Annotated in this window: 21 protein-coding genes; 6 read left to right on the plus strand and 15 right to left on the minus strand. The window is 50.7% G+C overall.

All coding sequences use genetic code 11. The features are described 5' to 3' along the window. Positions 1-404: 404 nt before the first annotated feature. A complete protein-coding gene (locus EV680_RS03270) occupies positions 405-1,337 on the plus strand; it encodes a site-specific integrase (protein WP_207894276.1) in 933 nt (310 codons plus the stop codon). On the opposite strand, the gene EV680_RS03275 is transcribed toward EV680_RS03270, so the two are convergent. Then, positions 1,334-1,876 carry a restriction endonuclease subunit S gene (locus tag EV680_RS03275; RefSeq protein ID WP_207894277.1) on the minus strand — a complete coding sequence of 181 codons (543 nt, stop codon included), beginning with the start codon at positions 1,874-1,876 and terminating at the stop codon, positions 1,334-1,336. The genes EV680_RS03270 and EV680_RS03275 overlap by 4 nt on opposite strands. 145 nt (positions 1,877-2,021) lie before the next feature. Between EV680_RS03275 and EV680_RS03280 the strand changes: the two genes are divergently transcribed. Then, positions 2,022-2,393: a restriction endonuclease subunit S domain-containing protein gene (locus tag EV680_RS03280; protein ID WP_132953180.1), complete on the plus strand. Its 372-nt coding sequence runs from the start codon at positions 2,022-2,024 to the stop codon at positions 2,391-2,393. A 53-nt stretch (positions 2,394-2,446) separates the two neighbouring features. Here EV680_RS03280 and EV680_RS03285 read toward each other — a convergent pair whose 3' ends face one another. The 7 genes from EV680_RS03285 to EV680_RS03315 all read right to left on the minus strand — a co-directional run bounded on the left by EV680_RS03285 (position 2,447) and on the right by EV680_RS03315 (position 11,998). Continuing rightward, positions 2,447-4,045 (minus strand): type I restriction-modification system subunit M, encoded by a 1,599-nt coding sequence (locus tag EV680_RS03285; RefSeq protein WP_132953182.1) that lies wholly within the window; start codon positions 4,043-4,045, stop codon positions 2,447-2,449. 27 nt (positions 4,046-4,072) lie between these two features. Continuing rightward, positions 4,073-5,296 (minus strand): restriction endonuclease subunit S, encoded by a 1,224-nt coding sequence (locus EV680_RS03290; RefSeq protein ID WP_132953184.1) that lies wholly within the window; start codon positions 5,294-5,296, stop codon positions 4,073-4,075. Beyond that, complete coding sequence (gene rhuM / locus EV680_RS03295; RefSeq protein WP_207894278.1) at positions 5,283-5,813, minus strand: RhuM family protein; 531 nt, start codon at positions 5,811-5,813, stop codon at positions 5,283-5,285. Before rhuM ends, EV680_RS03290 begins: the two co-directional genes overlap by 14 nt. Before the next feature lie 22 nt (positions 5,814-5,835). Next, positions 5,836-6,834: a virulence RhuM family protein gene (locus EV680_RS03300; RefSeq protein ID WP_132953186.1), complete on the minus strand. Its 999-nt coding sequence runs from the start codon at positions 6,832-6,834 to the stop codon at positions 5,836-5,838. Between the two features lie 10 nt (positions 6,835-6,844). Next, entirely contained in the window at positions 6,845-10,048 is a 3,204-nt protein-coding gene (locus tag EV680_RS03305) for a type I restriction endonuclease subunit R (RefSeq protein WP_132953188.1), read from the minus strand. Next, positions 10,041-10,619, minus strand: coding sequence for a restriction endonuclease subunit S (locus tag EV680_RS03310; RefSeq protein WP_132953190.1), 579 nt, complete (start codon positions 10,617-10,619; stop codon positions 10,041-10,043). The genes EV680_RS03305 and EV680_RS03310 overlap by 8 nt, the downstream gene beginning before the upstream one ends. Positions 10,620-10,897: 278 nt before the next feature. Further along, positions 10,898-11,998 carry an alpha/beta hydrolase gene (locus EV680_RS03315; RefSeq protein WP_132953192.1) on the minus strand — a complete coding sequence of 367 codons (1,101 nt, stop codon included), beginning with the start codon at positions 11,996-11,998 and terminating at the stop codon, positions 10,898-10,900. A gap of 170 nt (positions 11,999-12,168) precedes the next feature. Here EV680_RS03315 and EV680_RS03320 point away from each other — a divergent pair, with 170 nt between their 5' ends. After that, a complete protein-coding gene (locus EV680_RS03320; RefSeq protein ID WP_132953193.1) occupies positions 12,169-13,080 on the plus strand; it encodes a LysR family transcriptional regulator in 912 nt (303 codons plus the stop codon). A gap of 582 nt (positions 13,081-13,662) precedes the next feature. Here the strand turns inward: EV680_RS03320 and EV680_RS12000 are convergent. From EV680_RS12000 to EV680_RS03345, 6 genes are all read right to left on the minus strand, one after another. Then, complete coding sequence (locus EV680_RS12000) at positions 13,663-14,202, minus strand: type IV secretion protein Rhs (protein ID WP_207894279.1); 540 nt, start codon at positions 14,200-14,202, stop codon at positions 13,663-13,665. Then, entirely contained in the window at positions 14,199-14,726 is a 528-nt protein-coding gene (locus tag EV680_RS12005; protein WP_207894280.1) for a DUF2062 domain-containing protein, read from the minus strand. The genes EV680_RS12000 and EV680_RS12005 overlap by 4 nt, the downstream gene beginning before the upstream one ends. A gap of 113 nt (positions 14,727-14,839) precedes the next feature. Further along, the gene (locus EV680_RS03330; protein WP_132953195.1) at positions 14,840-16,156 is read right to left on the minus strand and encodes an MFS transporter; all 1,317 of its coding nucleotides are present in this window, start codon (positions 16,154-16,156) and stop codon (positions 14,840-14,842) included. Next, the gene (gene ccoS / locus EV680_RS03335; RefSeq protein ID WP_132953197.1) at positions 16,140-16,364 is read right to left on the minus strand and encodes a cbb3-type cytochrome oxidase assembly protein CcoS; all 225 of its coding nucleotides are present in this window, start codon (positions 16,362-16,364) and stop codon (positions 16,140-16,142) included. Before ccoS ends, EV680_RS03330 begins: the two co-directional genes overlap by 17 nt. Next, entirely contained in the window at positions 16,364-16,681 is a 318-nt protein-coding gene (locus EV680_RS03340) for an HLGFF motif protein (RefSeq protein WP_132953199.1), read from the minus strand. Before EV680_RS03340 ends, ccoS begins: the two co-directional genes overlap by 1 nt. A 399-nt stretch (positions 16,682-17,080) precedes the next feature. Next, positions 17,081-18,211: a PilT/PilU family type 4a pilus ATPase gene (locus EV680_RS03345; RefSeq protein WP_132953201.1), complete on the minus strand. Its 1,131-nt coding sequence runs from the start codon at positions 18,209-18,211 to the stop codon at positions 17,081-17,083. A gap of 126 nt (positions 18,212-18,337) precedes the next feature. Between EV680_RS03345 and EV680_RS03350 the strand changes: the two genes are divergently transcribed. From EV680_RS03350 to aroD, 3 genes are all read left to right on the plus strand, one after another. Beyond that, positions 18,338-19,042, plus strand: a complete 705-nt coding sequence (locus tag EV680_RS03350) for a 5'-methylthioadenosine/adenosylhomocysteine nucleosidase (RefSeq protein WP_132953203.1) — start codon at positions 18,338-18,340, stop codon at positions 19,040-19,042. A 103-nt stretch (positions 19,043-19,145) separates the two neighbouring features. Continuing rightward, on the plus strand, positions 19,146-19,490 hold the full coding sequence (locus tag EV680_RS03355; RefSeq protein ID WP_132953205.1) for a glycine cleavage system H protein: 345 nt from the start codon (positions 19,146-19,148) through the stop codon (positions 19,488-19,490). Between the two features lie 66 nt (positions 19,491-19,556). Next, on the plus strand, positions 19,557-20,315 hold the full coding sequence (gene aroD / locus EV680_RS03360) for a type I 3-dehydroquinate dehydratase (protein ID WP_132953207.1): 759 nt from the start codon (positions 19,557-19,559) through the stop codon (positions 20,313-20,315). A 216-nt stretch (positions 20,316-20,531) separates the two neighbouring features. On the opposite strand, the gene EV680_RS03365 is transcribed toward aroD, so the two are convergent. Continuing rightward, a complete protein-coding gene (locus tag EV680_RS03365) occupies positions 20,532-22,292 on the minus strand; it encodes an assimilatory sulfite reductase (NADPH) flavoprotein subunit (protein ID WP_132953211.1) in 1,761 nt (586 codons plus the stop codon). Positions 22,293-22,660 lie beyond the last annotated feature (368 nt).

Raw genomic sequence — 22,660 nt, forward strand, 5'->3', positions numbered from 1 at the left:
GCGGCGGCGGGTATGGTTTGCGTGTTTAGACATTATGCAGATTTACGTTCTTCTTGATTATAAACGTCATTTTTCATTATGGCGAAATCAAACGGCTTTATTGCGTGTTGATTACGGCAAAGTGTTTAGCATAGCCACAGTTGCCATTGAAAAAAACAAAATATCAGGTGCTTTGCCATCTGTGGGTTCACCGTAATAGAGCATGGCCGCCAGCAGTGGCTTGCATAATAAATAAGAAATAATTCCCATATGTTTAATGATTTGGATCTTCAGTGCAGTTTCAGACGGCATCTTCAAAAAGAGCATCTCAGCTTTAAAAATTGTTTTTGTATTTTTAAAATACTGAAAAAAATCTTTTTATAATTTATTGCCTTAATTACGAGGCGTAAACCCAAAAGGATTTTATGATGAAAAAATCACAACTCAATTCGCCGCTGTTTTCCGATTATTTCAATACTTGGGTGGCAACTTATAAAGAAGGCGCGATTCGTTTGGTCACGATGAAAAAATACCGCGCCACGCAGCATTGGATCAAAACGCTCGCCCCCACATTGCGTATTGGCGATATCACTCGGATTGCCTATCAGAAATTGCTCAATGATTATGCGCAAACGCACGAACGGCAAACCACGCTGGATTTTCACCATCAGCTCAAAGGCGCCATTCTCGATGCAGTGGATGACGGTTTGCTCGATAGCGATCCGAGTCGCAAAGCCATTATCAAAGGCAAAACACCGAGAGGCAAAAAAATCAAATACCTTAATCAGTTTGAGCTACAGGCTTTACTGAATAGCTTGAATTTATCGCCAACGCTGAATTGGGACTGGTTTATTCTGCTGGTGGCCAAAACGGGGATGCGGTTTTCAGAAGCCTTGGCTGTGACGCCGGCCGATTTTGATTTTGCGCACCAAACCTTGCAAGTGAATAAAACTTGGAATTACAAGGAAAAAGGCGGCTTTTCGCCCACCAAAAACCGTTCATCGGTGCGCAAAATCCAGATTGATTGGCAAACCGTAATCCAGTTTTCACAGCTGGTGAAAAACCTGCCGCCGGAGCAGCCGGTATTTCACCATCCAAACCCGATTTACAACTCCACTATCAATGGCATCTTGGCGCGCTTATGCCACAAAGCCAATGTTTCCGCCATTACCATTCACGGTCTGCGACATACCCATGCTTCATTACTGCTTTTTGCCGGTGTGTCGATTGCCAGCGTGGCCAGACGGCTGGGGCATTCAAGCATGACCACTACGCAACACACTTATATCCATATTATTCAGGAACTTGAAAATCAGGACACCGATATTGTGATGCGGCATTTGGCCGGACTTTGCTAGCGGCAGCAGGCGGATATTGTGTCCGCCTGCTTTATTTTTGACGCTTTTTTATACACGGGCTTACGTTGATGAGAAGCGATAGCCGCGTCCAGCTGCCGGAAAAAATTGCCGATGGCGGTTTGTTCTTGTTCAGATGGCATTGAAGAAGTAACTTTATTAATCGTAGCTTTTGATAAACTCGGAACACCTGTTGATTCATCTTTGCTCTTCCAATCAATTTTCTGGAAAACTGAAAACATAAAATCCAGATTATTATTTTTTCTTGGTAGTGCATAGAACAAGGTATCCACAGTCCAAAATGGTGCTTTCAAAATATAAGGTTTATCAATTGTCCCTTTTCGACCAATACCAATTGCATCTTCGAGATAAGAAAGTGCTTCATTGATACTTAACATATATCCACCTGTTCCATAAACAGGAATATCTCCATCGGATAGATGTTTATAGTCTCTACCTGAACAAACATTTATTACCTCTCCCAGCTTTCGCTGTTCCCAAGCGTGTGTCTTTTGCCGTTTAAATTTCGGGAATGATTTCACACACACTTGGGAACAGCGAAAGCTGGGGGAAATTCTAGAAATAAATCAAATTCCAGTTCCGAAGCCCTCAGGCTCATATATTCGTTTAGGTATAAGAAGTCACGGCAAAGGCACATTCCATGAGCAGGTAGAGGCAGGCTCAGGGTTGGCAGTTGATACTATGTTCAAGGTAGAAACGGATAATTTAATTATTAACATAACATTTGCTTGGGAGTTGGCATTGGCTGTAACCGATGCTGAAGATGCTGGAAAGCTGGTTTCGCACAGATTTCCTCAATATAAATTCAAAAATCAATACTCACCTACTTTCTTTAAGAATTTAATATATGACAAAAGATTTAAAAGTGATTTGATGCTTGCTTCACCAGGTGGTGCAGGGAGAAATCGAGTTTTGAAAAAATCTGAATTTTTAGATATTGAAAGAACTGTACCCAAACAAATTGAAGAACAAACTGCCATCGGCAACTTTTTCAGGCAGCTGGACGCGGCTATCGCTTCTCATCAACGTAAGCCTTAAAAATCAAACCGCCATTGTGGGTGTATCCCGCAATGGCGGTTTGCGCATAAATTTTAAATTTTCACGCCCAATAATCTTAATTGCTGCTGGATTTCCTGTTCCAGCCGGGCAATTTCGCGATTGTCTTCGGCCAGCTGTTGCAAAACCAGATCCAAATCAATCTGCTCCTCCTCTTCAAAAGTATCCACATAGCGAGGGATATTCAGGTTGAAATCATTTTCCTTGATTTCTTCAATCGAGGCGACATAGGCATATTTTTCAATATCTTGCCGTGCTTTATAGGCTGAAATGATTTTTTCTATATGCATATCGCTTAATTTATTTTGATTTTTATCTTTTTCAAAATCACGGCTGGCGTCGATAAATAAAATATCCTTGTTTTGGCGGTTTTTCTTGAATACCAGAATGGTGGTGGGAATACCTGTGCCGTAAAACAGATTGGCAGGCAAGCCGATTACGGTATCAAGATAATTTTTTTCGATAACGGTTTGGCGGATATGGCCTTCTGCCGCGCCGCGGAACAACACGCCGTGCGGTAGCACAATGGCCATGGTGCCGCTGTCGTTTAGATGGTAGATGCTGTGCAGGATAAAGGCGTAATCGGCCTTGGATGAGGGGGCCAGCTTGCCGTAGGGGCTGAAACGGGGGTCTTTCAATTTGGTGTCGGCATTATCCCATTTGGCCGAATAGGGCGGATTGGCCACCACGGCATCGAAAGCGCGCGGTTGATCCACGCCTTTATCGTCCGGGCCGTCCGGCCAATCGCTCTCCAAGGTATCGGCATTGTGCAGGGTCATATTGTGATAATTCACCCCGTGCATCATCAAATTCATCCGTGCCAAGTTATAAGTGGTGGTGTTCAGCTCTTGCCCGTAAAATTTGATGGCGCCTTCTTTTTCGCCGCCGGGCAGCTCGCCGCGCACGGTAAGCAGCAAAGAGCCTGAGCCCATGGCCGGATCGTACACCGCAAAAGCCTGTTTGGATGCCGCCACATTGTGGGTAACCAGCTTCGCCAATATCTTGCTGACTTGGTGAGGGGTATAGAATTCCCCCCCTTTTTTACCCGCCGAGGCGGCAAACTGGCCGATGAGGTATTCATAAATTTCACCGAGAATATCTTTGCCGTCATCTCCCTTGTATTGCACGCTATCCACCAATTTTGCAATACCATTCAATGCTTTGGCGCGGGCGATGGTGGAATTGCCTAAGCGGGAATCGCCCAAATTGATGTCGTTAAACAGGCCGCTGAAATCCTGATAGGCTTCTTTATTTAGCTCGGCGTTTTTATTGAAGCTGTCGAATAGGGTTTGGTAATCGCTTGGAACTACCTGATTGTTATCGATTTTCTCAATCAACGATGCCCAGGTGTTTTCCGGATTGATGGCATAGCCCAAAGTGGCGGAAATATCCTGCAAGTAATCGTCCAGATCATCGCCTGATGCCTGTGCTTTATAGGCTTCATTCAGCGATTGTCCCTCCATCAAATCCAGCACATCGCCACCCAGCAGGTAGGCTTCTTGCCGTTCGGATAAATAGCGGTAAAACATAAAGGCCAAAATATAGTTTTTGTATTCCGAGGCGTCCATATTGCCGCGCAATTCATTGGCCATGGCCCATAGCTTGGCGGTAATAGTTTGTAAATTATTGTTCATGGTGAATTCTCTTGTGTAATTGGTTGTTTATACAAACATTTGTTGCAATAAACCCTTTTTTAGGGCTTGCATATGTTCGAGTTTACGTTGATGAGAAGCGATAGCCTCGTCCAGTTGCCTGAAAAAGTTGCCGATGGCGGTTTGTTCAGATAGGGAAGGCAAGTAAATTTTACGTTTTCTAAAGTCCGTAAAATCAAAAACTAATTTTTCGATATCAATACCATAAGAGCTCAAAAAGAAATGCTTATACATCTCTTTCCGTGCTGATAACAAAGATAAAAATTGAGTATTAATAAGATGATTACTAATAAGAACAAGATATTCATTTGAAACTATTGCATTATCTAGGGTTGAAGGCACTAAACCATTTGCCCCATGTATAACTTGCCTTTTTGAAATAACATAATCATCACATTTTACTGAGAAATAATTTTTTACCAATATTTCTTTCCCTCGCAATCTTCCTCGAGACACTATTCCAGCATTTCTTCTCTTTACAGTTAGCAATTCATAGTTATATTCATCAATTAAAATTACTGGTCTTTTTTCTTCCTGTAACACATCCCCCAACTTTCGCTGTTCCCAAGCATCAGTAAAATTCGGGAATCTAAGCTCCGGAAATGCCTCTCCATCCTTGGGAAACATTTTTTGCAGTAAACTTTTCTTTAATTCCTTTACTCTCTCCAACTTACGCTGATGAGAAGCGATAGCCTCATCCAGCTGCCTGAAAAAGTTGCCGATGGCGATTTGTTCTTTTTCAGATGGCATAAACACGTCCATTTTCACTAATTGATTTTTAGAAACTTCTAAAAATGTTGAGCCGGAAGCATTTTTGAGTGCAAAGTCTTTTATCCTTTTACCCATCGAATATAGAAAATAGATATTTATTCCATCTCGTACAATAAAAGATTGGAAACCTTGATTTGTAGCTCCTTGTTTTTGAAGGATTGCCATATCTCCAATACCAGCGCGAGATGTAAACAAAATTGTTTTATTCGCAGGTAGTATTTTTGCTGAACTTTTCTCTAACCCCAAAGTTGTAATTTTTTTGACACTTCCATTGGCATAAACTTTAGCTCCAATTTCAGTAGGTGAATACCAATCAATATCTCCATTCCAGTATGCTGAGTTTGTTGTTTCAGGTGTTCCCCCACCCACAATGTCCACTACGTCCCCCAGCTTTCGCTGTTCCCAAGTGTCATTGAAGCCGGGGAAGCGTAATCTTGGCACTTGTTGCTTATTTTTTCCCATTTTTATTTCCTTGAATGCGTTTCACCGCTTTATCAAAATCCGAGGTGATTTTTTGCTGCTTATTGTATGCCTGATAGACTTCAACCGCTCTTTGTGCCGCTTGTTCACGGCTGATTTTGCCTTTGTGCGGCAGAATGTCATAACGGTTAAAACTTAAGAAATCATCAATGCTTCTGGCAAAATCCTGCATACCCAATAAATGTTTGTCTTCCAGCAGACGCCCTACATAATCGAAATAGGCGGTAGCCGACGGAAATAATGGCATCAAAATTGTAGTGTTCAATTTTCCGCGTAACCTGTCTGCTGCTTCTTGGCGAACTATTCGGAATTTCCGAATAGTTGGATTTTGTTCTAACTCGCCACTTTCAAAGATATTTTTCAAGTGTTCGTTAATGGTCGGTACGCTGACGGAAAACAATTCGGCAATACTTTTTTGGGTCGCCCACAGGGTTTCGTCTTGAACCAATACTTCGGTCTGCCCATCCTCAGCATAAATTAAAAATTGTATTTCATTCATTTTCATCCCCTTATTTATAAACTCATCCGCCCTTGGCTTTTTTTGCCGTTTGCTCGAGGGATTTCAAGTTTTCCAAATAATCTTTTTCCACTTGAGTCAGGGTTTTAGCTTGGAATTTTTGATATTCCACTTCAACTTTTTTCTCCATTTGTTGATGAGAGATTTTGCCTTTATCTGTTAACAACACTTCGCCGGTTGCCATCAAAACCTTGTCAACATGTGCAATCCAATCGTGCATGGTCATGGCAGCTTGTCTATCGGCTTGGCGTTCGGCAAAATCCAAATAACCTGAAACCAACTGGTTTAAGCCTTTTAATTCCGCTTCTGACAGGTAGTTTTTGGCGGTTTTGGCTTCTTTTAATGTGGGCAATTCGCCGTTGAATAACTTCAACCCCATAAAATTTTGTTCGGCATTCACGCGCTCATAAATTAACTCTGCTGCGGTATGCTGATGAATGGCGTAGTGCATTTTATTTTGTATCGTGGCAAAAAATTGTTTGGCTTCGTCTGCCTTACCGTTGTAATCTTGGCTGGTTGCAAATAAATCCAATATCTGGCGGTAAAACACTTTTTCACTGGAGCGAATATCTCGGATCCGCTCAAGCAATTCTTTAAAATAGCCGCCACCGCCCAACTCTTTTAAGCGGCGGTCATCCATTGCAAAGCCTTTGACTAAATATTCTTTTAATACATTGCTTGCATAGTGGCGAAATTGTGCACCGCGCACTGAACGTATCCGATACCCAACGGCCAAAATCATATCCAGATTGTAATAAGCGATTTGCCTCTGAATGCTTCGTTCGCCCTCGTTTTGAACTGTCAACTGATAGTTGACAGTTGAATCTTCCACCAGCTCACCATCGGCAAAAATCGCTTTGATGTGTTTACTGATATTTTGCTTGCTGGTTTGAAACAGCTCTGCGATTTCCAATTGGTTTAGCCATACGGTGCCGTCTTGCAAATGCAATGAAATCTCGGCTTTACCGTCTTCGGTGTTATAGATGATCATTTGCTTATTCATGGCTTGCTCCTTATTGGTTTTCTGCCATTTCGTCGGCCAGCTGGTAAATGGCTTGGCGCAAATCGTTGCGATAGCGGATTTTGTTTAAATCGCGGATTTCCGGCTCGCGCGCCAATAGGCGGTAGTTTTTGCCGGCTTCGGTAATCAGGTCGCGCAATTGGCCGGTGCTGTCCAAATCTTGCATGCCGTATTGGTGGCGGGAAAACATCTCGCGCATTTGGGTGTTGTTGATGGCATCGGTAATGCCCCATTTCACTCTGAAGTCAATCAGGATATGGTCGAGTATTATCTTATTGGCTGCCTGAATAATGCTGTCGCTTTCGGTTAGGTTTTCAACCGGGTAGTGTTCAGCCTGATAGCTGCCGTTATAGATGGCGGTGGCGGCATTGGTGATTTCTTTAGCATGGCCGCGGTCTTCCAGCCCGCTGGCAAAGCGGTTGATGTCTTCGCGGGTGTGTGCGGCGGCTTCCATTTTTTGCTCGTGCACTTCGTTCAGCAGGCGCGTCACCAGCTCGGTGAGGTAGTCGTAGTCGATTTTGACGTCTTTCACATGGGTCATGCGCAATTCGATTTGGTGCAGCGGAATTTTCTGGGTTTCGGCCAAATGCGCTTTCAGATCGTTGGCCAGCACGGTGGTGAGCATGGTTTCCTGTTCGGCATTCATGCCCAATGCGGCCAGCAGTACTTCGGGCTTGTCGTAATCAAAGCCGATTTCACCGGCTTGCGCTTCCGGATTGTATTGTTTGAGCTGGCTCATGCCATTGTTGTAGGCACGCAGTAATTCCACCATGTGATCCTTGGCTTTTTCAGACGGCGGTAAGTTGTTGAAGCCGTCGGTCAGCTCAGCCAGCTCTGCCACCACGGCTTTTACTTCGGCAAGCAGCTCATAAAACGGCTTGGCCAAAAGACCGTCTTTTTCATTGCTTATGCGTTGCTCGTCGGGCGACAAGATGGCGGAATCTTTGTTGGCATAAATGGCCAGCGCTTCATTCATCAGCTTTTCGTTTTGTGCCGGCCATCGGTAATTCACGACGCGCCCCCACGGTTTTTCTTTCATGTCGGCAATGCGGTTGGTGCGCGAATAGGCTTGTATTAAGCCGGCGCCTTTTAAAGTGCGGTCAACATAAAGCGTGTTTAATTCGGGCGCATCAAAGCCGGTGAGCAATTGATCAACCACAATCACCAAATCGAGAAAGTTTTTATCAGCGGCGGATTTGTTCAGACGGCTGGTCACATCTTGCGTATAGCCCGCCACATCATCCATGCCGAAATGGATGCCGAATTCTGCTTCATACGCCGCCATGGCTTCTGACAAACCGCGATTGGTTGCCAGCATATTGTCGTTGTTGCTGGTGTTGTGGCTGAAGGTAATCGCTACTTTCAGGGTGGGCAAGCCTGCGGCCTTATGCTCCTGATTGACGCGCTGGAATTCGCGGAAATACATCATCGCCATCGGCGTGCTGGCTTTGCCGCCGCCCACATGAGTGGTGAACAGGGCATTGTATTTGCCGTCGTTGGAGCGGTTGCGCCAGTTTTTGAAAATATCGGCCACCACCAGGCGCACATGCTCGATGTTTTCATCGTAGAAGCTCGGTTCCACGGCATCGTCCATGTCTTCTTGGGTGAGGTTGTCGATTTTTTGGCGGATTTTTTCTTCCGTCCAATTCGGATTGCGTTCACGATAAAAAGCGGGCAGATATTGGCTTTTCATCTGCACTTCATCGATGGTGGTTTCAAAATCCACTTTGAAGCCAAGCACATTGCGGTCGGCAATGGCTTCGCGGATGGTGTAGGCGTGCAGCAGCGGGCCGAAAATATCTTCGGTGCGCAAGCCTTTGGTGGTGTCGTCAAACATGGGTGTGCCGGTGTAGCCTATCCAGGCGGAGCGTTTGAAGGCTGCCTGAATGGCTTTAAAGCTATCTCCGCCGGTGGAGCGGTGGGCTTCGTCTACAATAAACACGATGTTTTTGTCGGGCGCTTGAAAGTGCTTGCGTTTGATTAAGGTGTCCAGCTTTTGCACCGAGGTTACGATAATGTCGTTGCCACGGCTTTTGAGCTTGCGGCTTAAATCGGTGGTGGTGTTGGTGCTCTTCACCATGCCGTTTTGGGCGATATCGGCCACATCGCCGTCGGGGTCGTAGGCTTGGTAGTTTTCGCTGGTTTGGCGGGTGAGGGCGATGCGATCCACCACAAACACCACTTTGTCGACATGCGGCATGCGGCTGGCCAGCCAGGCGGTTTTGAAGCTGGTGATGGTTTTGCCCGAGCCGGTGGTGTGCCAGATATAGCCCACTTTGTTGCTGCCCAATTCAAAGTCGATCTGTTTCAAATGGGTAATGACTTTTTGGGTGGCATACACTTGATAAGGGCGCATCACTCTGAGCGCCTGCTTGTTTTTGGTGCCGTCCAAAATCATGTAATTGGTGGCCATTTGGTGTGCCATCGGGATGCTCAGCATGGCATCGGCAAAGGTTTTCCAATCGCGCACAATGGCGTTGTCGCGGTTTTGCCAGTTGAAGGCGAAATCTTTGTTGAATTTGTCGGCGGTGGTGTTGGCCATGTATTTGACGTTGTTGGGCGTGATGGCCACCAAGATTTGTAAGGTGGAAAAAATATCGCGATACTGGTTTTCGTCGATGTATTGGTGCATCTGATTGAGCGCTTCGTTCACATCGCGGGTGTCGCGCTTCTCTTCAATCTGAATCACCGGCAGCCCGTTGATCAGCAAGGTGGTGTCGAAGATGCGGTTTTGCTTGCCGATGATTTTGGCCGGGCGGCGGATTTGGTTCACTACCTGATAAACGGTGTCGCCCGCGCCGACTTGTTTTTGGTCGAACACGGTGAGAAACACATGGCGGCCATCGTCCAGATCAATTTCAATTTGCGACACGCCATTTAAGCCGTAGAGAAATTGCCCGGCCAGATAGGGCGTGTGCAGCTCGGAAATAATTTTTTTTACCTGATTGAATTCCACCACACTCAAAGGGTGATCCAGAGTGTTTTGATTGTGCTGCTCCAAAATGGCTTTGAAATTAGCCCACAAATCATCGGTGGTTTTGATTTCGGGATGATGGCGCCAGCGCTTGGTTTTATAGATATAATCCGCCGCCGGCTCGGCCAGCGTGTTGCCGCCGTCCGAGTGGTTGCCGCGATGACTGATCACGCCGCTGCTCAGATATTGGATCAGTTCGGTTTCAAATTGCTGTTCATTCATGATTCACCACGCTTTCGATTAGCCCTAATGTGATTTTGGTTTCTTGTGCCGCCACCCGGTTTTTCAACGCTTGCAGCCGTAGCTGCATCATGTATACCTGACCGATGATTTTTTGCTTTTCCAGCGACGGCAAAGTGCTGATTTGCAGGTTTTTCAGCTGTGCCAAGGTGTATTTAAGCACGCTGGAGCCTTGTAAGGCCGCTGCCCATTGCCTTTTAATGTGTTTGTTTTCGTTGAGCAAATACAGCAAAAACTGCTTATCCAGCTGCTTGCCGGGAATGAGCTTGATGTAGTTTTGCGTTTGGATATAGCCTTCATGGTGGCGGCTCACTATTGCCGCAGTGCCGGAAATCAGGCTGAACACAATATCCCCCGCCGCCAGTGTGCAAACCTTGCTCCAGGTGGATACGGCTTTGGTATCGGTATGCGCGGGCTCGTAGCCGGATAAATCGGCATTCAGATGATGTTGCGCATACCAGATATAACGGGGCGCCTGTTTGTCGGGCGACTCAACCACTCTAAATTGGGGCGAGCCACCGGCAAATCGAACCAATTTTTCCAGCTTTACCATCAGAAATTCCTTTTGTGATTTTTTTAAATCACATAAAATTTCCATATCATAAGCTGATATTTTACTGTTTTCAATATTATTTTGTAATTTTTTTAAATTACATTTTATACCAATCCAAAAAAATAACCTAACTTCGTTGTCTCGCCTTGCCGTACTATCTGTACTGTCTGCGGCTCGCCGCCTTGTTAGCTTACTTTTTTGAATTGGTATTATATGCTCCAGATATAAACAAAGGCCGTCTGAAATATTTCAGACGGCCTTTGTTTTCGCAATTGGGTTTATTTCAAATTCGCTTTAAAAAACTGCTCGAATTTATCAAACGGGATTTTGCCTGCTTGGTTGTCGTACAAATCCACATGGGTGGCGTTCGGCACGATATACAGCTCTTTATTTTTGCTGCCCAAAGCTTTAAACGCGTCTTCGCTGAAGTAGCGCGAGTGGGCGTTTTCGCCGTGCACCACCAGCGCCGGGGTGCGCATTTCGGCGGCGTATTGCAGAATCGGCATATTAATCATGCCCAACATGGCGGTGTCTGCCCAAGAGCCGTTGGGGTTGGAGTTGACGGCGCGGGGGTGGAAGCCGCGCTTGGCGGTGTAAAAGTCGGAATATTCTTTAACAAACAACGGTGTATCGGCAGTAAATTGGTTGCTACGCAAATTATTGGCGGGCTGTAAATCCGCATAGCCGTTTTTCGAACCTTCCCAGCGCTTATTGTTGATTTCCTGCTTCATTTTATAGCGCGCTTCGGCATCCACGCTGTCGTTATAGCCTTTGGCCGCCACGCGCGTCATGTCGTACATGGTGCTGGTGGCCACGGCCTTGATGCGGGTGTCGGAAATGGCGGCATTGAGCGCAAAGCCGCCCCAGCCGCAAATGCCCAAAATGCCGATTTCATCGCGGTTCACATTGGCCAAATTGCCCAGAAAATCCACCGCTGCGCTGAAGTCTTCGGTGTTGATGTCGGGCGAGGCCATATTGCGTGGCAGGCCGCTGCTCTCGCCGGTGTAGGAAGGGTCAAATGCGAGTGTGACAAAACCGCGCTCGGCCAAGGTTTGCGCATACAGGCCGGAAGATTGCTCTTTCACCGCGCCAAACGGGCCGCCCACCGCAATCGCAGGCAGCTTGCCGCGTGCGTTTTTCGGCACATATAAATCCGCCGCCAGCGTGATGCCGTAGCGGTTTTTAAAGGTGACTTTGCGGTGCGTTACCTTGTCGCTTTGCGGAAAAATTTTGTCCCATTCTTGGGTGAGCCGGATGGTTTGCGCGGGAACTTCGATTGCGGTTGCCGATTGGGCGGTGTGGGTGTTTGCCATGGCGTGGGCTCCTGTTAATAAAGTGGCGCCGAAGATAATGGCGGCGGAAAGTTTATTCAGTTTCATGTGGTTGTCCTTTTAATTGGTGATTCGATGCCGTCATCTTAAGGCGGTGATGGTTTCAAGTAAATTCATCAATTATTATTTTATAATTTCTAAAATAGAAATTATTGCTTGCTTGAGGTGATGCGTTTGCGCTATGTTGAGCATCAATATCGCCATATAAGGAAACCGCCATGCTGGATAAAATCGAAGCCTTAAAAGTGTTTTGCACCGCCGCTGAAACCTTGCAATTTAAGGAAACCGCCATTCGTTTGGCGGTGTCGCCGCCGGTGATTACGCGCATGATGGCGGCGCTGGAAGACGAATTGGGCGAGCCGCTGTTTCAGCGCAACACGCGCCAAATCGTGCTCACCGATTTCGGCACGCAGTTTTTGCCGCAAGCGCAGCAATTATTGGAAGAGAGCGAGCGCCTGTTTGCCGCCGGCCGCCACCGCCATGCCGATGAAATGGCCGGGCTGGTGCGCATTACCGTGCCCGATTTGCCCGACGAGCACGCCGTGTTGCGCGAATTGCTCACCGCACTTCAGGCTTATCCGAAGCTGGTGCTCGATTGGCGCCGCGACACCGTGCGGCTGAACGTGGTGCAGGAGCAAATCGACATCGGAGTGCGCATCGGCCACCTTGCCGACAGCCGCTTGATTGCCCGAAAAATCGGTGAAACTTGCGAAAAAATCGTGATGGCGCCGGCTTTATTGCGCCGGCTGGGCAAGCCGAAAGACCTCGCCGATTTGCAGAAAAACTACCCGCTCGCCGCCGTGCTCAACCACAACAACGGCCGCGCCGACACTTGGTATATCAACGAAAACCTGCAATTCACCCCCGCCAAACCGCACTTTGTCGGCAGCCATATCCACAACGCCTTGCAAGCCGCGCTGGCGGGCAATGCTGTGTCGCAGCAGCTCGATTGGATGGTGGCGCCGTATTTGAGCAGCGGCGAATTGGTGGAGCTGTTTGCCGAAGTGCCGAAAATCCGCTGGCCGGTGTCGATTTATCGCCCGCAACGGGTGGTCACGCCGATGCGGGTGAAGGTGGTGTTTGATTTGTTGATAGAGATTTTGGGCAAGCGTTTTGAGCTGCCTGTGTGAGCGGGTTTGCGTGTAACAAATTGATTTATCAGAATGTTTATTTTTAGCATGAGGCTGTCTGAACGTTTCAGACGGCCTTATATTATACCCATTCAAAAAAATAACCTTATAAAATAAAAGCCGTTCGCCGGCACCATCTGCTTAGGTCGGATTCTCGAATCCGACGTTTGGACATCAGCCAACGCAATGTGCGTGCCTTGTTCTGCGAACAAGTGTCGGATTCGAGAATCCGACCTACGGGCTGCGTGAGTAGGTTTGCATGTAACAAATTGATTTGTAATAATGTTTATTTTTGGCATGAGGTCGTCTGAACGTTTCAGACGGCCTCATGCTATACCCATTCAAAAAAATAACCTTACAAGATAAAAGCCGTTCGCCGGCACCATCTGCGCAGGTCGGATTCTCGAATCCGACGTTTGGACATCGGCCAAAGCAATGTGCGTGCCTTGTTCTGCGAACAAGTGTCGGATTCGAGAATCCGACCTACGGGCTGCGTGAGCGGGTCGTTATAACAAATTGATTTATCAGAATGTTTATTTTTAGCATGAGGCCGTCTGAACGTTTCAGACGGCCTTATGTTTTTCAGGCAAACCATTTGAGCGTGTTGCGGTAGCGGGGAAGCAGGGTTTTGTCGTGCGGGTCGGTCAAGAATCCGGCCAGGGCGGCTTGAAAGCGGGGCAGCTCGGCGGCGTAGGGCGGCCGGGCCAGGAATTTGGCGGCGTAATAATGGGCGATCAGATCGGCTTGTTGCTCCATATTCAGATCGGCCAGGCTGCCGATGCTGCATAGCGGCGGATAAACATAGGCGCTGCGCCGCCGGTAGCCGCCTTTGAGCGCTAAAAAGAGGCCGCCGAGCCAGACTCGGTAGCCGTGTTGGTGCTGCCACACATGGGTGAGCTCGTGTATCAGCCACACTCGGTAATGCGCGGGGGCGCGGCTGAAATCATCGGGGCAATGGCGGCGGGGAAAATAGATGTGATTATTGGGTGCAAAAGCGAAAGGCAGGTCGGGCAGGCAGGCTATGCCGCGGTGGATGCGCACCCGCGCATAATCAATGCTCTCGGCAAACACCAAGCGGGCGAGCTTGATTTCATCGGCATGAAGCGGGCGCGGCTTTCTCATTCGCGCCCGGCCTTGCGGCGCTGCCATTGGCGGGCGGTGTTGAGCCGCCACAGACCGAGCACGATAAAATAGCCGGCCACGGCCAAGAGCGCGCCCAGCGTGGGCACGCCCACCAAAAGCGGCTTGCCCGCGCCCAAAAGCCAATGCCAGGCATCTGCAAAAAAATGGCCGTTTTGCCACTCGGGAAACACCAGCTCAGCGCCGGCTTCGGTGCCCAGCAGGCGCGCGCCGATTTGGTAGGCCAGAAAATAAAGCGGCATATAGGTGAGCGGATTGGTGTAGAGCGTGCTGAACACGGCCACCGGCAGATTGGTGCGCAGAAAATAGGCGGCCATCAAGGCGCTGATCATTTGCGTGGGGCCGGGCATCAGCCCGCAAAACATGCCCACCGCCACCGACACGGCGGCCTGGCGGCGGTTGAGGGTCCAGAAATAAGGCTTGTCAAACAAGGGTGCAAAAGGCTTGGCCCAGCGGGCGGCGAAAATTTGCTCGCGGTCGGGCAGCTTGTGGCGGAGTCGGCGCATGGGGTGTTTTAAATGTTTTTAAATAAAAGAATGCATTTATATGGCGTTTGTGGTGCGGAATTTAAAGGCCGTCTGAAAGCTGAAGCGTTCAGACGGCCTTTGTCCCTATTTGTTTAAAGCCGGCGGCCGCTGAGAAAGCTTTTCAAATCCGGCCAAATCGTGGTTTCGCGTTTGCAGAGGTAAATCAGAATCGGCAGATTGCCCAGCGCCACAATCAGATAAAGCAGCACAATGCTGTCGAAAGCCCACAGCAAAAAGGCGCTCAGCAGCGCGGCGGCCACCATAAATAAGCCGTTCACAATATTGTTGGCGGCCACGGCGTGGGCGCGGAAAGTGTCGCTGCTGGCGGTTTGCAGCCAAGTGTAGAGCGGCACCGAGAAAAAACCGCCGAAAAAGCCGATGGCAATCATGGCCAGCATAATCGGGTAGGCATGCGGCTGCATCAGAAACCAGCCGATGCCGTTGAGCTCCGTATAATGGCTGCCGCGGGTGAGCCACACCAGCGCCAGGCCGCTCACGGTCAGGCCGATGGTGCCCAGCGCCACCAGCCCCAGCCGCAATTGCTGGCGGCTCAATTTGGCGCACAACACCGAGCCTGTGGCGATGCCGATGGAAAAAAGCGCCAGCATCAGGTTGAACACATTATCGTTGCCGCCCAAATGAATCTGCGTAAACGTGGGCAGCTGGGTGGTGTAAACCGCGCCCACAAACCAAAACCACGAAATGCCGATAATGGCGGTGGTGAGCGCTGGTTGGACGAAGGTTTGCCGCAGCAGGTCCAGCGTGCCTTTTACAATATTGATTTCGATTTTGGTGTCGGGCGCTTTGGCTGGCACAGAGGGCATAAAAAAGCTGCTGAGTGTGCCCAAAATGGCAATGGCCACCACCAGTAATCCGGTGGCGTTGGGATTGAAGCCGGCGATGGCGGTGCCGAGAATCTGGCCGAACAAAATCGCCAGAAAAGTGCCCGATTCAATCAGGCTGTTGCCCATCAGCAATTCTTGGCGGTTGAGGTAATCGGGCAAAATGGCGTATTTGAGCGGGCCGAACAACGTGGATTGCGTGCCCATGCAAAAGAGGCAAAACAACAATAAAGGTGCCGACTGAATATAAAAGCCCAGCGCCGCCACACCCATCACGGCGATTTCGAGCAGCTTCACCACGCGCGCGAGCTTGGCCTTGTCGAAGCGGTTGCTCAGCTGGCCGGAAATGGCCGAAAAAAGGAAATAGGGCAGAATAAACAGCAGCGCGCCCAAATTGAGCATCTGGCTGGCGGGCAGCGTATCGTTGTGGCCCAGCCCGTAAAAGCTGATCATCACAAACAGCGCGGTTTTAAACAGATTGTCGTTGAATGCGCCGAGAAACTGGGTGCCGAAAAGCGGGGCAAAGCGGCGGCTGCGGGCAAAATAGAGGTTATCTTTCAGGCTCATTTTTTTCGGCTTCTTGTTCGGCTTCGGGCGGGGTGGCAGATTCTGTATCAGCGTTGAGGCGGTCGGTGGAATCGTCGTCCATCAAAATGCGGTGGGCGGGGCCTTCGAGGTCGTCAAACTGGCCGCTTTTGCCCGACCACCAGAAAAAATAAGCGATGATAAACGCCAATATCACGCTGATGGGAATCAGAATAAATACGCTTTCCATTACATCATGCCTGTGAGGTCGGTGAGCAGCAGGGTGTGGCCGCCGATGCTGAGAAATTCGTTGCGGATGCGGCCGATGGCTTCGTCGCCGCCAAAAAGCGCCACATAATCTTTTTCCGCCGCCCACAAAAGCGGTGTGTCGGCGAGCTGCCAAGCGGATAGCGCCTGCACGGCGGCTTGATCTTGCGGCGGGGCTTCGCTTTGCAGCTTCACGGCAAAGCGCCCGCTTTGCGGCGGCTGCTCGGTTTCATCGTCGGCCAGCATAATCAAAAAGCCCAAATGCTCGCCCGATTGGGTGTGGATGCTGAAATAATGCATGTTTTTCAAGAAGGCCGTCTGAAAAGCTTCAGACGGCCTGAGTTATCATCAGCGCGTAATGTAGCAGTTTGCGCGGCGGCTGCAAAGGGCGGGCGGGAAATTGTTGCACCGGCCTTGCGGGTGTAGAACGGATTTTGAGTCCGGCATTGGGGCAGCAGGGGTGAGAGAATTTCTACGCATTTGAATATCGTGAAATCAAAAAAAACGGATACCAAAATAAGAAATCTTAAATCGTGTGTGGTGTGTGTGGCGCAGCCACGCGCGCGTTTTAAACGGCTTCTGCGTGTATGGCTTGCTACATCCGTCTGTGTAAGTTTTTCATTCATTTCACTATAGATGGTAAAAAGCCAGGCCGTCTGAAACATTATTTTTCAGACGGCCTGTGCGCGAAAAATCAAATCAAATCAATTCCAAATCCGGCCCGGCATTTTGGGCGCGGCGGCTGCGCAGCTGGATATCGAGGCGCAAATCGTTGGCGGAATCGGCATTTTTAATCGCATCTTGATAGCCGATTTGGCCGCTTTCGTATAATTCGTAGAGCGCTTGGTCGAATGTAATCATGCCGATGTCGTTGGAGCGCTTCATGATTTCTTTGATGCCGAGTACTTCGCCTTTGTGGATCAAATCGGCAATCAGCGGCGAATTGAGCAACACTTCCACCGCCGCCACGCGCCCTTTGCCGTGCTCGCGCGGCACCAGCCGCTGCGAGATAAAGGCTTGCAGGTTGAGCGATAAATCGGTGAGCAGCTGGGTGCGGCGCTCTTCGGGAAAAAAGTTGATGATGCGGTCGAGCGCCTGGTTGGTGCTGTTGGCGTGCAGCGTGGCCATGCATAAGTGGCCGGTTTCGGCAAAGGCGATGGCGTAATCCATGGTTTCGCGGTCGCGGATTTCGCCGATCAAAATCACATCGGGCGCTTGGCGCAGCGTGTTTTTCAATGCGGCAAACCAGTTGTCGGTGTCTACGCCCACTTCGCGCTGGCTGATGATGCAGCTTTTGTGCGGGTGCACAAATTCAATCGGGTCTTCGATGGTGATGATGTGGTCTTGGCTGTTTTCGTTGCGGTAGTCGATCATCGAGGCGAGCGAGGTGGATTTACCCGAGCCTGTGCCGCCGACAAAAATCACCAGCCCGCGCTTTTTGAGGGCAATCTGCTTCAACACGGGCGGCAGGTTGAGGCTTTCAAACGTGGGGATTTTGCTGGTGATGGCGCGCAGCACCAGCGCGGTGGCGCCGCGCTGCACCATGGCGTTTACACGGAAACGGCTGGTGTCGGGCAGGCTGATGGCGAAATTGCATTCGTTGGTGTTGGTGAATTCCTCTATTTGCTTGGGGCTCATGATGTTGAACGCGATTTCCATGCAGCGCTCGGCGGTGAGCGGCTCTTCGGTGATGGGCACGATTTTGCCGTCCACTTTCATGGCAGGCGGGAAATTGGTGGTAACGAAAAGATCGGAGCCTTTGTATTTATTAAGGTGGCGCAGCCAGCTGAAGAGCGCTTCTTTGGCAGATTGAGGTTCTGAAGAGGTCATTGCTTTTTATTTCCGCTGAGGTGGTTTGTGAGGCGGATTATAGCCGAATATGCGGCCAATATCATATGCCGTTGGCTGCAGCATGCGTATAATGCGTATCTTTGAAAATAAAGAAACCGGTTGGATATGAGCGCAACACACACCATCGCCATTATCGGCGCGATGCCGCAGGAAATCGAATTGTTGAAACAAAGCCTTGAGGGCGCGGCCGAGATGAAATTCGGCCGCTTCAGCGTGCACCACGGCATGTTGGCGGGCAAGCGTGTGGTGCTGGCGCAAAGCGGCATCGGCAAAGTGAATGCCGCGGTGGCCACAGCTTTGGTGGTGCAGCATTTTGCGCCCGATTGCGTGATCAACACCGGCAGCGCCGGCGGCTTGGGGCAGGGGCTGCGCGTGGGCGACGTGGTGATCGGTGAGGCGGTGGCGCACCACGATGTGGATGTAACGGCATTCGGCTATGCAATAGGGCAGGTGCCGCAGCTGCCGGCGCGTTTTGAGAGCGCACCCACTTTAATCGCGGTGGCGGCTGAAGCGGCGGCTGCGTTTGAAGGCGCTGCCGTGCACCGCGGCCTGATTGTGAGCGGCGATCAATTTGTGCACAGCAGCGATAAAGTGGCGCAAATCCGCCGCGATTTTGCCGGTGTGCAAGTGGTGGAAATGGAAGCAGCGGCGATTGCGCAGGCTTGTGCGCAGCTGGAAGTGCCGTTTGTGGTGGTGCGCGCGGTGTCGGATTTGGCCGATGAAAAAGCCGATGTGAGCTTTGAAACCTTTTTGGAAACGGCCTCGGTGCATTCGGCGCAAATGGTGCGCAGCATTATAGAAGCTTTATAAAACGATCATATTGAAGGCCGTCTGAAATGTTTCAGACGGCCTCAGCAACGAAATATATCTGTAAACAGAATAGTCGGAATACGCTAAAAAACGGCAGGAAAAAGTGTTGTTTGTGGCGGGGGGAGCAAAAATGAGTGCATCAGAATTATATATAGGTGAAGATACTGACCGCCAATTTGTGGTTGTTGATTTGAGCAAGGCCGCCACTTGGGAATTGTTTGAGCGGATCCGGGATGGCATGGCTGCAATCGTGCCGGAATATATCCCTCAATTCGAGGGTGAGTATGCCGGCGGCGTCATGTCGATTTCAGGTTTGCAGGCCGAAGCCTTTGTGCAGGTAAGTCAAATCATTATGCAGGCGTGCAGCGCGGCGGTGTTGCAGCCGTTTAACGCCGATTTGAAAACTGCTCTCGAAGCCGACCTGCGTTTTAAAAATGCCGCAGTATAAGCGGCCAAAGCAGAACAGTTATTTTACGCCAGCGGCACACCAAGTGCCGCAAATTGGAATATCTTTATGAACAGCATTCGCGTTAAAAATCTCATTATCGGCAGCGGCCGCCCGAAAATCTGCGTGCCGCTGGTGGCAGACACGCCCGCTGCGCTGCAAGCGGCGGTGGCGGGGCTCTTGGGCGTGGAATACGATTTGGTGGAATTTCGCGCCGATTTTTTAAACGCCGCCGCCGATCAGGCGCAGGTGCTCGCCTGCCTGAAAAGCGTGCGCGCGCAATTACCCGATGTGCCGCTGCTGTTTACTTTCCGCACCTTTGCCGAGGGCGGCGCCTGCGAAATGGCGCCGGCTGATTATTTCGACTTGCTGCATGCGGCCGCCGCTTCGGGCGATGCGGATTTAATCGACATCGAATTGTTTGCCGGCGATGAGGGTGTGCAAGCCGCAATCGCTGCGGCCAAGGCGCACGGCGTGGCGGTGGTGTTGTGCAACCACGATTTTCAGCAAACGCCTGCCGAAGCGGAAATCGTCGGCCGCTTGTGCCGCATGCAGGACTGGGGCGCCGATATTTGCAAAATCGCGGTGATGCCGCAATCGGCGGCCGATGTGCTCACGCTTTTGAGCGCCACCGAAACCATGCAGCGCTGCCATGCGCGCCGCCCGCTGATTACGATGGCCATGGGACGGCTGGGCATGGTGAGCCGGCTGGCGGGTGAGGTGTTCGGCTCGGCGGTGAGCTTCGGCGCTGCGGGGCAGGCTTCCGCGCCCGGCCAGATTGATGCCGGTGATTTGCGCTTTATTTTGCAGATGTTGGCGCAAGATTGAAGCGTTTGCGGCATAGGTTGGCAAAGGCCGTCTGAAGGTTTTCAGACGGCCAATTAATTTGTGGGGCAGATATTGGTATCCGATATTTTCCGCTTGATAAAATTGCTTCGGCAGCGGCCACAAAACCCGCAGCAATCGCTTCTCAGCGTTGTTGTTTGATTATTCGAGCAAGTATGAATGGTCGGCAACGGCAATCTTTCAGACGGCCTGTTTGCATCAATACACATCGCGCTGATAGCGTTTTTCTTCGCGCAAATCGTTTAAATAATCGGCGGCATCGTCGTCGCTCATTTTGCCCTGGTCGGCAATGATGTTGAGCAACACTTGTTCCACATCGCGCGCCATGCGGCCGGCATCGCCGCACACATAAATGTGCGCGCCTTGTTGCAGCCATTGCCACACCTCGGCCGCGGCGGCGGCCAGCTTGTGCTGCACATACACTTTTTCTGCGCCTTGGCGGCTCCAGGCCAAATCGGCGCGGTTGAGCAGGCCGCTTTTGCGGTGTTGCAGCCATTCGGCCTGATAGAGAAAATCGTCGGTGAATTTTTGATTGCCGAACACAAGCCAGTTTTTGCCGGCGTCGCCATTGGCTTCGCGCTGCTGCATAAAGGCGCGGAAGGGCGCAACGCCGGTGCCGGCGCCTATCATGATAATCGGTGTGTTGCCGTTTTCAGGCAGGCGGAAATTTTTGTTCGGCTCCACAAACACGCGCACGCTGCCGCCCTCGGCCAAGCGCTCGCCTAAAAAGCCTGAAGCCGCGCCGCTGTAGGCTTGCCCGTGATGCGTATAGCGCAGCATGCCCACGGTGAGGTGCACTTCGTCTTCGCTCTCGGCTTGCGATGAAGCGATGGAATAGAGCCTGGGCGTGAGCGGGCGGAAAAGTTCAAACAAAGCCTGCGCCGGCAGCGGGTGCGGGTGCTCGGCAAACACGCCCACCGGCGGCGTGGCGGCCAGATACACATCAAGCGCGGCGGCGTTTTCCACGGTTTGACGCAGCGCGCTGCTGCCGCTTAAGGCGGCATATTGCTGCACCAGCGCGGGCGTGTTTTGGGTGATGTCGGCGTGCTCGATCAAGGCCGTCTGAATATCGGTGTCGCGGCCGTCGGGCAGGCGCACCGGCTCGTGGCCGGCCAATTGGTGCAAGGCGAGGATTTCGGCCACTAAATCGGGCGCATTGAGTGGCCACACGCCTAATGAGTCGCCCGGCTGATAGCGTATGCCCGAGCCGGCCAAGTCGATTTCGATGTGTTCCACATCTTTTTCGGCCTCGCGGGCGGTGATTTTTTGGCGCAGCGATAAAACGGCGTTGAAAGGCTGCGCTTTGCTATAGACCTGCGCAGCTTCGGCAACGGCCGCTTGGGATGCGGGCGCAGCCACGGCTGCGGCGGCAAGCTTGCCCAAAGTGTCGGCCGCTGCGCCAATCCAGGCATCGGCCGCAGCCTGATAATCGAGGTCGCAAATGCCCAAATCGAGCAGACGCTTTGCGCCAAGCTCGGCCAAACGGCGGTCGAAATCCCGGCCGGCCTGGCAGAAATCGGGGTAGCTCGAATCGCCCAAACCCAGCACGGCAAACGAGAGCCGGCTCAAATCGGGCGCTTTTTTGCCGAATAAAAATTGATAAAGCGGCACCGCTTCTTCCGGCGGCTCGCCATCGCCCTGAGTGGAGGTGGCCAGCAGCACAATATCTTCGCCGGCCAGCGTTTTGCTTTTGAAATCGGCCGCCGCCACCAAGCGCGCATCCAAGCCGGCCTGCTCAAGCTTGAGCAATAATTGCTCGGCCACGCGGCGGGCATTGCCGGTTTGCGAGGCTGAAAGCACGGTGATGCGGCGCGCGGGCGCGGCGGCTTCAGGCAGCGCCGGTGCCGACCCTTGCTGGCTTTGCGCCCAACAATAGCCCGACAACCAGGCCAGCTGGGTGGGCGAGAGCGCAGCAAGGCCGGCGGTGATTTCGGGGGGCAGCGGTGCGGCTTGGGTCATGGCGGTTCCTTGTTTTCGATTTGGGTGTCACTTTAATCAGGCCGTCTGAAAAAGGGAAAGAATGGTTTGTTGTAACCAAATGCAGTTTTGTTATATATAAAGTTCTGTTGCTTGTCTTTGTTTAACAGCCTGTTTCAACAAATAAAATGATTGGGAAAAAGATGATAAACACGCCCTAAGGCCGTCTGAAAGCTTTCAGACGGCCTGTGTTGTTTGGCTGGGCTTGAGTTTTTATACCCAACATTCAAACATGCGCCTGCTTTGCCGCAGCAATATTTCCGGCAGCGCAACAAACCGGCAACAAAGCGCGGCAATCGTTGTATAATCGCCGCTTTTATCTATTCCGTTTCAGATGTGCGGCTTTGCGA

The sequence above is a fragment of the Uruburuella suis genome, assembly GCF_004341385.1.
Classification (GTDB): domain Bacteria; phylum Pseudomonadota; class Gammaproteobacteria; order Burkholderiales; family Neisseriaceae; genus Neisseria; species Neisseria suis.